Source organism: Dactylosporangium sucinum, from assembly GCF_014647515.1.
GTDB lineage: Bacteria > Actinomycetota > Actinomycetes > Mycobacteriales > Micromonosporaceae > Dactylosporangium > Dactylosporangium sucinum.
Genome location: NZ_BMPI01000020.1, coordinates 1 through 12695, shown reverse-complemented (window position 1 = coordinate 12695; position 12695 = coordinate 1). Strand labels below are relative to the sequence as shown.

General features: G+C 67.6%; 13 protein-coding genes. 9 read left to right on the top strand and 4 right to left on the bottom strand.

The genetic code is table 11. The features are described 5' to 3' along the window. Positions 1-88: 88 nt before the first annotated feature. On the bottom strand, positions 89-880 hold the full coding sequence (locus tag IEZ31_RS21190) for an IclR family transcriptional regulator (protein ID WP_190251660.1): 792 nt from the start codon (positions 878-880) through the stop codon (positions 89-91). A gap of 80 nt (positions 881-960) precedes the next feature. On the opposite strand from IEZ31_RS21190, the gene IEZ31_RS21185 reads away from it, so the two are divergent. The 3 genes from IEZ31_RS21185 to IEZ31_RS59395 all read left to right on the top strand — a co-directional run bounded on the left by IEZ31_RS21185 (position 961) and on the right by IEZ31_RS59395 (position 2823). Beyond that, a complete protein-coding gene (locus tag IEZ31_RS21185; protein ID WP_190251659.1) occupies positions 961-1371 on the top strand; it encodes a Rossmann-fold NAD(P)-binding domain-containing protein in 411 nt (136 codons plus the stop codon). Positions 1372-1483: 112 nt separating this feature from the next. After that, the gene (locus tag IEZ31_RS21180) at positions 1484-2080 is read left to right on the top strand and encodes a hypothetical protein (protein ID WP_190251658.1); all 597 of its coding nucleotides are present in this window, start codon (positions 1484-1486) and stop codon (positions 2078-2080) included. A gap of 380 nt (positions 2081-2460) precedes the next feature. After that, positions 2461-2823, top strand: a complete 363-nt coding sequence (locus tag IEZ31_RS59395; protein ID WP_373294651.1) for a transposase — start codon at positions 2461-2463, stop codon at positions 2821-2823. A gap of 47 nt (positions 2824-2870) precedes the next feature. On the opposite strand, the gene IEZ31_RS21170 is transcribed toward IEZ31_RS59395, so the two are convergent. Both IEZ31_RS21170 and IEZ31_RS21165 read right to left on the bottom strand, forming a co-directional pair. Beyond that, positions 2871-4262, bottom strand: a complete 1392-nt coding sequence (locus tag IEZ31_RS21170; protein ID WP_190251656.1) for an amino acid permease — start codon at positions 4260-4262, stop codon at positions 2871-2873. A gap of 519 nt (positions 4263-4781) precedes the next feature. Next, positions 4782-5741: a LysR family transcriptional regulator gene (locus IEZ31_RS21165; protein WP_190251655.1), complete on the bottom strand. Its 960-nt coding sequence runs from the start codon at positions 5739-5741 to the stop codon at positions 4782-4784. Positions 5742-5920: 179 nt separating this feature from the next. Between IEZ31_RS21165 and IEZ31_RS21160 the strand changes: the two genes are divergently transcribed. From IEZ31_RS21160 to IEZ31_RS21135, 6 genes are all read left to right on the top strand, one after another. Continuing rightward, entirely contained in the window at positions 5921-6424 is a 504-nt protein-coding gene (locus IEZ31_RS21160) for a histidinol dehydrogenase (protein WP_229835682.1), read from the top strand. 154 nt (positions 6425-6578) lie between these two features. Next, a complete protein-coding gene (locus IEZ31_RS21155; RefSeq protein ID WP_190251654.1) occupies positions 6579-7937 on the top strand; it encodes an aspartate aminotransferase family protein in 1359 nt (452 codons plus the stop codon). 320 nt (positions 7938-8257) lie between these two features. Continuing rightward, positions 8258-8416: an SDR family NAD(P)-dependent oxidoreductase gene (locus IEZ31_RS21150; RefSeq protein ID WP_190251653.1), complete on the top strand. Its 159-nt coding sequence runs from the start codon at positions 8258-8260 to the stop codon at positions 8414-8416. Positions 8417-8887: 471 nt separating this feature from the next. Beyond that, the gene (locus tag IEZ31_RS21145; RefSeq protein WP_190251652.1) at positions 8888-9217 is read left to right on the top strand and encodes a hypothetical protein; all 330 of its coding nucleotides are present in this window, start codon (positions 8888-8890) and stop codon (positions 9215-9217) included. A gap of 152 nt (positions 9218-9369) precedes the next feature. Further along, the gene (locus tag IEZ31_RS21140; RefSeq protein WP_190251651.1) at positions 9370-10125 is read left to right on the top strand and encodes a tryptophan 2,3-dioxygenase family protein; all 756 of its coding nucleotides are present in this window, start codon (positions 9370-9372) and stop codon (positions 10123-10125) included. Next, a complete protein-coding gene (locus tag IEZ31_RS21135; protein WP_190251650.1) occupies positions 10118-11149 on the top strand; it encodes a methyltransferase in 1032 nt (343 codons plus the stop codon). Before IEZ31_RS21140 ends, IEZ31_RS21135 begins: the two co-directional genes overlap by 8 nt. Positions 11150-11153: 4 nt before the next feature. Here IEZ31_RS21135 and IEZ31_RS21130 read toward each other — a convergent pair whose 3' ends face one another. Further along, the gene (locus IEZ31_RS21130) at positions 11154-12467 is read right to left on the bottom strand and encodes a pyridoxal phosphate-dependent aminotransferase (protein ID WP_190251649.1); all 1314 of its coding nucleotides are present in this window, start codon (positions 12465-12467) and stop codon (positions 11154-11156) included. Positions 12468-12695 lie beyond the last annotated feature (228 nt).

Genomic DNA, 12695 nt, shown 5'->3' with positions numbered 1-12695 from the left:
TCCGCCGCTGACCAGTCCGGCATCGAACTATGGAGAGATGCGGCTTGCCAATCTCCTGATCAAGCCAACGCCCGATCACGTCAACGCACTAACGTTCGACCTCGCCATGTGCACTGCTCTTGCGAATCGCTACGGCCCCTGGGGCCAATCGGGATTCAATCAACTGGGCGACGACCCGTGCAGCGTGGGCAGCGCGTGGCGGGTCGAACGACTCGGTGGGTCCGCTGAGCGTCACCGCACCGACGGGTCGTGTGCGTTGGCGGATGGGTACGGCGACACCGGCCAGGCCGGTCTGGAACTCGCCACGATCGATGGCGTAGCCACGGCGTCTCGTCGCCTGCAGCTCGCTGAGCAGGAGTTGGCGGTTGGTGATGGTCGAAGGCGTGCGGGCGGTGAGTGCGGTTCGGTCGAGGACGTTGTCGACCAGTTCGGGAGGGCTGAACGCGAGCAGGGCCTTGCCCGCTCCTGTGCAGTGCGGTGGGAAGCGTCCAGCGACGCGGGTGTCGAGTCGGGGACGATGACTGGCATTGATCTTGAGTAGGTAGATCACGGTATCGCCGTCTAGAACGGCGAGCTGGACTGTCCAGCCAAGCGTGGTGTGTAGGTCGAGCAAGTACGGGCCCGCGACGTCGAGAAGGGTGAGGCCGGCCTGAGCGGCCTGAGTGCCGAGCTCGAAGAGCCGCAACCCCAGACGCAGGCCCGCAGGTCCCTCGGCGAGCATGCGCTCCGCGACGAGTCTCGCGACGATCCGGTTGCATGTCGCTTGAGGCAGTCCCGTTGCTCGGGCGAGGTCGCGGCGACTGGTGATGTCGGCCTCAGCGACGGCGTCGAGCAGCGTCAAGACTCGACCGATCATCGAGGACGGCGTGTCGCGACTCATTGAGTGATTCTCGCATCGCCAGGGCGTCGTGCCGACCCATAGGGTCACGGCCCGACGCGCTTCACCACAGGAGGATCGACATGCAGGCACCTGGCGTCTGTGCCATCACCGGTGGCATCTGCGGTACCGGCGCGGGCGGGTGCTCGTGCTGGGATACCGCGGCAACCACGAGCATGCACGTAATTGTGGTCGCTGGACTCGACCGTCCGGAAAGCCCGGTCCGGGCGGTGCCATGCGATTGCCGCGACCCGGTGCAGGTGAGCGGGCTGTTCGCCGCCGCTGATGAGATGGGCAGTCTGATCGCGATGGTCAACAGTGCGGGTCTCGCGATCGAGGTCGCCCCTTTCGGCATACGTGTCAACCGCGTTCGGCCCGGGATCATCGACACCGAGATGTACGCCACTGGCGGAGAGCCGGACTGCGCCCGGCGCCTCGGCCCACAGCAGTCCTCGGCCGGGCCGGCACGGTCAAGGACGTTGCACGCGCCGTGACCTGGATGCTGTCGCCGGATGCCGCATTCGGCACCGGCACGACGCTTGACCTGACCGGCGGACGCTGACCAGCGGTGAGCAGCCGCCATCGCCTGCCAGAAAGACACGAACGATGATGAACTCGGACGCCGCCACGCTGGTCAGCATTGCTGGCACCGCGCTGAACGCAGTCTATGCCTGGCCTCAGGTCACCAGAGCGCTCCGCACCGTGGCGGGTCTCTCGCTGGGCACGGTGTTTGTCGGCTGTACGTCTCGACTCGCCTGGGCTTGCTACGCGGTAGTTCGTCACGACCTCGGCCTGCTGGCCGGGCAGATTCCACCACTCGTGGCTTTTCTCACGTTGACGGTGATCTTGAGTCGTCGACGACCGACGCTGCGGGCCCGGGCGTCAATCTCATTCGGGCTGTTCTGCGTCGCGCTGCTCGGCATGGCTCACTATCTCCCGCTCTTGACCGTCGTAGCCGTCACGACCGCAGCGCTCACCGCCGTGCCACAACTAGGCACCCTGCGAACGGACGAGGGCGTGGCCGGGGTGTCGGCGCGCATGTACGTCCTCGCTGCCGCGGCCAGCGCCTTCTGGCTCACCTACGGGCTCCTCGTCGGGGACCCAATGATCTGCCTGCCGCACGCCCTGGCCCTTCCGATCAGCACCCTCGTCGCCATCCGGACCGCACGCATTCGCAGAGGCACGACGTCAAGTCCGGAATGATGACTATGGGTCACATTCATCGAACACGTTGCCCGTCACCGGCGTCGCGCCGCACCTGCACGACCAGGCCGTCGACGTCGAAAGCCGCGACCCGCCGACGTGCCCCGACGGCGCCATCTACGACGACGGCGGCAACCCGCGCCTCCAAGGGTTTCTCCAAGCGCGACGGCGGCTTGTCACACAGCCGAAACGGTGCACCGGGCCCCAAATGCTCAAGGGACAACCATTGTCGGACCGGTCCGCCAGGACCCGCGTGCCGTGGATCGGGCCAGTGAAGGCTTCCACGCCGACCCGGCAAGCCGAGGCCATAGAATGTCCACAGGGGACGTCCGTCCACAGTGGAAGCCGACGGCGGCGGATAGCCAACCCGACTGTATGCGTTGTTCCGGTGGGCGGACTTGCGCGCCTGCACGGCCCGGCAGCAGCGCACGGAAGACGTTGATGGCAAAGGCCGGCACCTGCTGCTGCCCGAGCCGCTGCAGGAACTCCAGACTCGCGCTCGAGCGCAACACAAGACGCCGGAGTGGAAAACGGCGTTGCGGCTGCGCGCCGGATGCGAGGCCACCGTCTCAGAAGCGGGGGGCCAGCAGAACGAACGGGACCATGGAGCAGGACGGAGCGCATCAACTGGGACACGGTGCAGGCTCATTGGGAACGAACGGTGTGCTTCCCGGTTGGCGCGGCGCCGTCCTCGTCGCTGCGCGAGCACGATTGCGCGCGCTGGACTGGAGGTGCCGGCGTGAGCGTTAGTCGCCAGACTGCGGTATGAGGGATTCCGCGGGAGCGGCCATCACCGCAGGGACGGACTCGGGGCGGGGCGGGGAATCGCATTCCGGCGCTGACGGATGATGCCGAGCGCTACCAGGATGGCGGCGAGGCTGAGGGAGAGCCACAGTTCCAGGCGATGCTCGGGCAGGACGGCCATGACGATCAGCACGGCGGCAATGAAGGCGATGGTGGCAAGGGTGAGGTAGGGGAAGAGCCACATGCGCACGTCGGACGTCGGGTCGTTGCGGCGTCGGGTGGCGTACTGGGTGATCGCGATGACCATGTACATCATCAGTGCGATCGCTCCGCTTGAGGCGATGAGGTAGCCGAAGACGTCGGGCAGGAGGTAGTTGGCGGCGACCGCGATGATGCCGACGACCGTGGAAGCGATTACGGCGGTGCGGGGCACCCCGGTGGAGGAGACGGTGCCGAGGGCAGCCGGGGCGTCCTGCCGTTTGGCCAAGGAGAACGCCATACGGGAGGCGGTGTAGATGGCCGAATTGAGGCAGCTACCGACCGCGATGATGATCACGACGTCCATGATCTGTCGGGCGCCGGGGATGTTCATGACGTCCAGGGCTGCCTGATAGGAACCGGCGGACAGGCCGGCGGCGTTCCACGGTACGAGGCTGACCACGATGAAGATTGAACCTAGGTAGAACACGCCCAGGCGCCAGACCACGGCCCGGATGGCCTTTTTGATGTTCTTCCTCGGTTCATCGGATTCGGCGGCGGCGATGGTGACGACCTCGCTGCCCTGGAAACTGAACATCGCAGTGAGCAATCCGGCGACGACGGCCATGCCGCCCTTGGGGGCGAAGCCGCCGTGGTCCCAATAGTTGGAGATGCCGCCGGCGGTGCCGGGCAGGACGCCAGCAACGGCGAATGCGCCGAGGGCCAGGAAGGCCACGATGGCGATGATTTTCAGCAGCGCGAACCAATACTCGAACTCTCCGTAGTTGCGTACGGAGAGGAGGTTGCTTCCAGTCAGCAGAAGGATGACGGCAAGGGCGGGGATCCAACTGGGGATGGGGATCAGGGAGCCGATGACGTTACCGGCGGCGATGGCCTCGATGGGGATGACCAGGACGTAGAACCACCAGTAGAGCCAGCCGATGGAGAAGCCTGCCCAGCGGCCCAGCGCGCGGTCGGCATAGGTGGAGAAAGAGCCGGTGTCGGGGTTGGCTACGGCCATCTCGCCCAGCATCTGCATGACGAGGACGACCAGAGCGGCGGCGAGCAGGAACGAGATGAGGACGGCCGGACCGGTGGCGGCTATCGCGTTGGCTGAGCCTACGAAAAGGCCCGCGCCGATAACGCCGCCGATCGAGATCATGGTGACCTGGCGGATCTTGAGACCGGTGACAAGATTGCCGCTATTTGGTGCTGATATTGGCGTTTTGGTCAGATTCATCAGGTGTCCCCAGAAAGGAGTGGGCGGCAGGCGGGGTCAGGGAACCGACCGCGAGGCGGGTAGCAGCCGTCGGTATGCGGTGAGGGGATGTGGGGTACGGGCGCAGCGGCGGATCCGTACGGTCGCCTGCGCAACATGTGCGGGGGAGGCGCCGATGTCATGCGGCGCAGCTCTCCGCGCTGATCTGTCCCGGAAGTACGGGCGGGGTCGGTCCGGCGGGCTCCCGGGCCGACGCACGGTTCTGGAGAGGCGGAACGGGGCCGGCCTCGGCGTTCACATGCGGGGGTGTGTTGCGTCCGTGGGGTTTGCGTGGAGCGGGTGAACACTATGGATCACCTGCGGAGACAGATGTTGAACGGCTCCGGTGCTGCTTCACGGTAGGAGTTCCCCGGCCACACAACAACGGGCGATTTCCTTCGGGGATCCATAGCGTTCCGCTATGGATCTACCCTGCCACTGCTCAGCGTCCTTCGTGTCCGGCCTTCACCGGCTGCCGTTCTTCCCGACATCCGGGGGTGGTCATGTGCCGAAGAAGCTCCGCAGCTGCCTCGTGGACGCGGTGATCTCGACTGTGCCGTGGAGGCCGGACTGGTGCTCGACGAGGGAGTCCCATGCCATGCGGGCCATTTCCCGGGTGGCCGGGGACAGGATCTGGCCGCGCCGCCTGACCAGGGCGAGGGTTTCGTACAAGGGCTCGGCAAAGGGCGTGGTGTGGAGGTTGTCGGGCATGACGCCTGAGAGGGTTGCGGCCCGGGCGATCACCGAGTCGCCGAATCGTTCTTTGACCAGGGTGAGTGCGGTGCTGAGGTATTCCACCTCGATGACCGGCTCGATGCGCCGGCCTGCGAGTTGCGCGCGCTCGGCAAGCTGACGGCGGGCCGGGTCGGCGGCGGCGTGGTGGGCGTCATACAGGACCAGCGGCACGCCGCAGAAGTCGTCGATGGTGGGCGGCGTGTGCGCGCGTGCCGCATCGGCGGTGACGTAGAGGAGTTCGTCCCGGGCCAGCGGCACGATGTCCAGGCCCTCGTCGGGGACTGGGAGGGTGAGAAGGCCGGCTTCGAGACTGCCGGAGGCGACGGACTGGGCGGTTTCGGCGCTGTGCTGTCCGACGAGGCGAACACGGACTTTTGGATAGCGGGTGCGGAAGCGTTGTGCGAGGTCGGCGCGCAGGTAGAAGTCGGCATTGCGCAGAAGCCCGAAGGTGGCGGTGCCCCCGGCAAGGTCGAGCTGTGAACGCACGGCCTGGGCACCGAGACGGGCCGAGGTGACGGCTTGCTCGGCGTGAGGCAGCAGCTGCTCGCCAGCATCAGTGAGGACGAGTGAGCGGCCGCGGTGGAAGAGCTTCGTGCCAAGCTCGTCTTCGAGACGGCGGATGAGGTCGGAGATCGCGGGCTGGCTCATCTTGAGTTCGTCGGCTGCCGCAGTGAACGTTCCCCGGGCTGCGGCTGTGAGGAAAGCCTGCAGCTGCATCAGTGTCATAAGGAAACGCTATCAGTTTCCGAAGTTGTCTTGCGGTTGTGCTATATCAACGGCGGTTCCTAGCCTGCTGGAAAGGCGCCGGCCAGGGCCGGTTCGCCTTGGTCCGAGAGGAGCCGCAGGTGAAGAAGCGCGTCAAGCTGCCCATAGGGTCCACAGGGGCCGAGCCGTCCAGTGAGGCCGTGCGTGCGACCGTGGAGGCGGTGCTCGCCGATATCCGTGTCCGCGGCGACGAGGCGGTGCGCGAGTACTCCGGGAAGTTCGACAAGTGGTCGCCCGAGTCCTTCCGACTGAGCAGGGAGGAGATCGAGGCCGCGATCGCTCGGGTACCTGAGCAGACGATCGCCGACATCAAGACGGTCCAGGAGAACGTACGGCGCTTCGCGGAACTGCAGCGTAACTCCCTGAGCGACTTCGAGGCCGAGGTCGCTCCCGGCGTGCTGCTCGGGCAGAAGAACATCCCCGTCAACGCCGTCGGCGCCTACGTGCCCGGTGGCCGATACCCGCTGCTGGCCTCGGCTCACCAAGAAGTGACGGACCGGAAGGCTTCCGCGCAGCTCGGCGAGCTGCTGGGCCGCGCCGCTCGCGCCGAGCGCTTCGAGGGACACGCCCGATCGGGCGACGCCCGCGCGGCCCGCGGCCGTGGCACCCGCCCGGACTGGGCCCTCGCGGGGGCGCAGGAATGAGCAATCCGGCTGCCCACCAACGGCGGGAGCAAGGGCCTCCCGATCGGGGCGCCCGAGGCCCCCGCGCCCTGGAACTGACCCTGACCGCACCCGCAGCGAATCCCTCCCGAACGCGCAGCGTCGGCCCGCAGCGAATCTACCGAAGGACCCTGCCATGACCATCATCGACTCCAGGCTTGTCCGCCGCGCCGAGCACGTCTTCCCCGGCGGCAGCATCAACGACTTCTCGCTGCCCGCAGACCGCGGAATCGTGGTCGACCGCGCCGACGGCGTCGACCTGTGGGACTCGACCGGCAAGCACTATGTCGATTTTCTCCTCGGTTCGGGCCCACTGGTTCTGGGCCACGGGCACCCGGCGATCGTGCGGGCAATCGCCGAGCAAGCGAGCCGCGGAAGCACCTACTATCTGCCGAACCGGCCAGCGGTCGAACTCGCCGAGCAGATCTGCCACTTTGTCCCTTGCGCCGAATCCGTTCGCTACTGCTCCGACGGGTCCGAGGCGGTCTTCTACGCACTGCGGGTGGCGCGAGCGCACACAGGACGCACCAAGATCCTCAAGTTCGAGGGCGGCTTCCACGGTCACACAGACTACGCACTCCAGAGCTTCGTGCCGACCGGCGCCCCGCGCTACCCGACCGCTTTCAGTGACTCGCTCGGCATCCCGGACGCAGTGAGCGACACCGTTCTCGTTGTTCCTTACAACGACATCTCCGCTGTAGAAGCCGTCGTCGCCGAACACGGCGATGCAATCGCCGCCATCCTCGCCGAACCCGTCCAGCGCGGCATTTGCGCAGCCCCGGGATTCCTTGCCTCGCTGCGTGCCGTTGCGGACCGCATCGGCGCCCTGCTGATCTTCGACGAGGTCGTCACAGGGTTCCGCCTCGACATGGGCGGCGCGCAGAGCCTCTTCCGCGTCACCCCCGACCTGTGCGCGCTGGGCAAAGCAATGTCCGGCGGAACTGCGTTGGCCTGTGTTGCCGGCCGCGGCGACATCATGGACTGGTTCGCCCCATCGATGGCCCCGCGGGGCGTCTACATGAGCGGAACGCTCAACGGAAACCCACTCGGATGCGCCGCCGGCCTCGCCGCCGTGAACGTCATGCACGAGATCGACGGATGCGGGATCATCACCGACCTCGGAAAGCAGCTCCAAGCAGGCCTGTCTGATGTCTTCACCGACGCTGGCGTTGCTGCGGCGCCGATCGGTGTCCCCGCCTTCACGGATGTGGTGTTCGGCCGTTCCGAGGTACGCAACTATCGCGACTACATCGATTCCGATCGGCAGGCCGCGATCGAGTTCGGCAGCCGGATGCTCGCCAAGGGCTTCCTCATCCGACCCGGATCCAAGATCTATCTTTCCGCCGTGCACACGAGCGCCCACATCGAGGCTTTTGTCAGCGCTGCCGCTGAAGTGACCGCACAGATGCGCGGCGAGGGCCTGCTCGCTGAAGCATCGACGGGAGTCCTCCCGAACACCGGCCAACCGCACGACGAGAACCTCACCCGTGCCTGACGGCTTCGACCTCTCGAGGCGTCGTGCGGCCATGGGACGCCGTATCGACCGCGTCATCGCCCCGCTGGTCCTCGCTGCCTTGGATTGCTTACCGATCGCCGATGGGAGGACGCGTGACCTACCAGATCGACCCCTACCGCGGACTCAACGGCGCGGTCGCGCTGGTCGCCGGTGCCAGTCGTGGCATCGGACGGGGAATCGCGCTCGAACTTGCCTAGCGAGGAGCCCGTGTCGTCGGCACCAGCCATGACGGCGACCAGGCGCACGAACTGGCGAGACTCCTTGGCACGCCACTGCGCGTCCTCGATGTCACCGACCCGATGTCCGTCCAGCAGGCGATCGGCACGATCACCGAAACCCTCGGCCCGGTCTCTGTCGGTTCACAAGCCGGCCTGGTGGGAATCGAGGAGCGAGCCGCCTACTGCGCGAGCAAAGCCGCCTTGCTGGGCCTCACACGCGCCATGGCAATCGAACTGTAGGCCGGCGCCGCGGCGCGGACGTGGCCGCCGCCGGTGGGGGTGCCGGGGAGACCGCAAGCCCCTCAGCATTGCGGTCTCCCCGGCGGATGCGCCGCGGCGTGCTGCGCGGCCCGGCTGGCCGCGGCGCGAGACCGAGCCATCGAACGATGCTGTCGGGGTCGTGCCCTTGGTGCCTTGCAATCGGCCGCGCGCCGTATCGTCTGCCGTGCGGTCATCGCAGCCTCCCTCGCAGGTGATGGGCTCGAGAGAGGGGTTGCCGAGCTTCCCGGTTTGGTTTACGGCAAATTTCACGAGTTTCGTCATCGAACGGCACGGCCTCCGCAACACAAGTGGTGCCCGCGGACGTTCCCGTCGCCGCGCCAGAGGAGCTCAAGGTGATCTTTGGCGTGCTGGCCTGGCCGACCGGCTCGTCGTGCACCCGGAAGCGCCGCGCGGCGATCGGAGCAAACGCGTGCCGGCGACGACCAGCAGATGAACCTGCTGGTGGCCCTGGCAATCGAGCGAAACGGTCAGGTGCGCGATCTGGTACTCGGCGCCCACGGCGATCGGGCGAGGCTCCTCAAGGTTCTGGTGGGTAGCGAGGTGCACGCCGAAGTGGAGACACGTATCGCCGACCTGGTCGAGGCGAGCCGTGCGGCCATCGCGGACGTGCCGATCAGCCCGTCGTGGCAGGAGGAGCTCGCTGCCATGACCCGTCAGATCACTACCGGGACAGGTGAGCCGATGACACTGCTTGAGAAGATCGAGGGCCCCAAGACCTCGTCGGGCGGACTGATCGACGAGTATTCGCAGGCAGTGTAGCTAAAACCGAATTTCTGACGGTACGTGGCTATTTAATATCTGAGGATCATTCATCGATGAACGGCAATTGAAAATCCCACAGACATCTTGTCCCGGAGTCGTGGCTCGGGTACCGTTGGTGATCAACGGAGACGGGAAGGGCCTGTTGAATCGTGTATTCGCACCTGCATCCGGCTACGGAACGCCGAAGTTACGCCGGCTATCTCCGAATTCCGGAGCTCATGTCCCTGCAGCATCCTCTCACTCCGCCGGACGATCTCAGGACGTTTCGTGCGGAGCACTTCTTTATTGTTACACACCAATGTAGTGAGCTACTGTTGCGACAGGCGACCCTTGAGCTCGACGCCGCGGTCGATTGCCTGGCCATGACGGGCGGCGACGTTGAGGACTGGCTGGAGAGCGTGGGCCGGGCGAGCGACTGCATGGTGATGTTGCGTCAGCAGGCCGAGCTTCTCGGGCGGCTCCCGGTCGAGTGCTTCGCCGCGTTCCGGCAGCGGCTCGGCACGGCGAGCGGCGCCCAGTCCGCGCACTTCCACCGGCTGCGGACGATCCTCGGCCTGAACGGCGACGAGCCGGGCCCGCTCTTCGGGGGCTACCTGCGGCTGCTCGACCGCTCCGGTCGCGACCTGGCCGAGTTGGTCGCCGGGGGGCTGCGCGGAGACCCGATGTTCCGGATGTCCCAGGCCCTTGCCGAGCTGGCACGGGGGGTCTGGAACTGGCAGACGACCCACCTCCACGTCGTTACCCAGATGATCGGTAACCGTCCGGGCACTGGCGGCACGACCGGCCTGGAGTACCTGATGAGCCGGCTGCGCACGCCGTTCCCGCAGCTGTGGGCGGCGCGCGCCCGCGCCGGCCACGCCCATAGCAGCAGCCACGCAGAGACCCACGGGGTAACCGTTGCATAACCCCACCGACTTCGCCGGTACGACCGCCGTCCTGTCCCTGCTGTCCGGCGCCATCACGACGCAGGTCGTCTCGGCTGGCGTCAGCCTGGGGCTGCCCGACTATCTGAGCGAACGCCCCCGCAGCGCCGCGGACCTCGCGGGGGACACCGGCGTCGATCTGTCCAACCTGCTGCGTATCGTGCGGGCCTGGGCGGCGTTCGGCCTGCTTGCCATCGACGACGCCGGCGCGCTGCGGCAGACGCCGTTGACACCGCTGCTGCGCCGGGACATGCCCGGCTCGCTCCACCATCGGTCGTTGCAGCTCGGCCACCCCGACCTGTTCCGGGTGTTCGAGGGGCTCGCCACTGCGCTGCTCGACGGCGGCTGCGCGTTCGAGGCGGCGCACAAGCGCACGATGTATGAGTTCTTCGGCGACCGCCCGTCGCTCGGGGAGCTGTTCGTGCGGGACCTGTCCGCCAATTCTGCCGGCATCGGTGACGAGCTCGCCCGAGCTTACGGCTTCTCGGACGTGTCCACCGTGGTGGACATCGGCGGCGGTGACGGCCGGATGTTGACCCGGCTGCTGCACGCCTGGCCGCATTTGCGCGGGACCGTTTTCGAGCGGGCCGAGGTGCTGTCGGCGGCGAAGCGGCTGTTGAACGCGGAAGGCATGCTGGACCGGTGCGCGGTCGTCACCGGTGACTTCTTCGCGGGCGTCCCGGCCGGGCACGACGTGTACCTGCTGAAGTACGTCCTGCAGGACTGGGGCGACGCTGAGGCGACCGCGCTGCTGCGCTCATGCCGAGCGGCGATGGGGCAGGGGAGCCGCCTGCTGATCCTGGAGCAGATCATCCCCGACCGGCCCACGGCGACGCCACGCGCACAGTCGGCGGTTCTCGACGACCTGCTGGTGTTCTCGTTCACCGGTGGCGGCAACCGGACCATGAGCGAGCTGGCGGCACTCGTCCACGGCTCGGGCCTGGCGATCCGCGAGCCCGCCACTCGGCTGCCGCAGGTTGACGTCGTCGAGTGCGTTCCCGCATGAACGTTCAGTGGTAACGGATCCCGGTGTCCTCGAGCCGCCGGATCGCCTCGACGACGACGTCCTCGCCTCCGCCCAGGTACGCCCGCAGGAACGGCACGCTGGCGTCGGTGCCGTCGATCGTGATCGACGCGTGCGAGAACAGCAGCCCGGTGCGGTCCAGCAGGTCCCGGCGCCAGGCGTCGACGCCGTTCGGCCGGGTGCGGAAAGCGGGCGGGACCGCGACCAGGAAGTACGGCGTCGCGGTCCCGGTGGCGGTGAGCTCCCGCGGCCAGCCCAGCCCGACCAGCGACTTGGCCCACAGGGCCCGATGGTGGCCGAGGGCGGTGCGCAGCCCGGTGAGGTAACGGGCGCACTCGGGGTCGGCCAGCCAGCGCGCCATTGCCCACTGCCGGCGTGCTCCGCGCGGGAAGGCCCACTGGATGGTGTGCCGCGCGATGGCGCGCAACGTCTCGGGGTGGGCCATGACGCTGCCGATGCCCCAGTCGTTGCAGGTGAACACCTTGCCGAACGACTCCACGCGGCACCAACGGCGCCGTGCCCGTTCCGGCGCGCCGACGCGCGCGAAGTACCCGAGCAGGGCCGCCAGCGCGGAGACCTCGTCGGCGTCGTCGGTCACCACCCGGCGGTAGGCGTCGTCGAGCAGGATTCCTGCACCCCGGGCGGCGGCGGCCTCGAACAGCGTCGCCAGGACCCTCTCCGGCCAGGTCGCGCCGGTCGGGTTGTGCTGCGTGTTCACGACGACCAATGCGAGCCGCCGGCCGGGGTCGGCGTCGAGCTCGGCCAGCGCGTCCTCGATGTCGGCCGGGTTGGGGACCCAGGCATGTTCGGCGCGCAGCGGCCAGTACGCCATCTTGTGGCCGAGCGGCTCGAACACGCCGGCGTAGTCCCACGTCGGGTAGGCGCACAACACCACCGGAGTCCGGCCATCGCCGTCGGCGGCGAGCAGGTGCCTGGCGAAGTCGCCCATGATGCCGCGGGTGCCGGTGCCGGAGGTGAGATGCAGGTCGAGGTCCGCGCCGGCGCTCGCGTGCCGGTCCAGCCGCTCGGACCGCACGGTGTCCGCCGCGATCGACCGGCGCGCCTCGGGCAGGCCGGCCGGCGTCCGGCTGTAGCCTGCGAGGTACTGCGGCGCCTGCCGTTCGTACGCCGCCAGTCCGGCCGGCAGAGTTCCTCCGAGCAGGTAGGCGTCACCGATCGACATCGGCAACGGTGGCAGGGCGTGCCCGGCCCTCAGGTGCCGGTCGAGCATGCGCGCGTCGTCAGTGGTGTCGACGTCGGGATCAGCCATCAGGCCGGCGAGGGGCGGCAACCGCAACACCCGCACCATGATAGCAGACATATAGGTGTGTCGATATAAGCGCGTTGAAGAGGTAGCGACGCTCCCGGCCACGCTGCTCGAACCCGCCGGCGGCTGGCGGACCGCTCCGCTCGGGGGCGTTGAGCAGCGCCGCGGCGAGCAACGTGTCGGCGCCGCCGTAATGGTTGAACTGCACAAGGCCATTACAGCACGCTGGGACGCATGACCACCTGCGCCACCTGCGGCCGC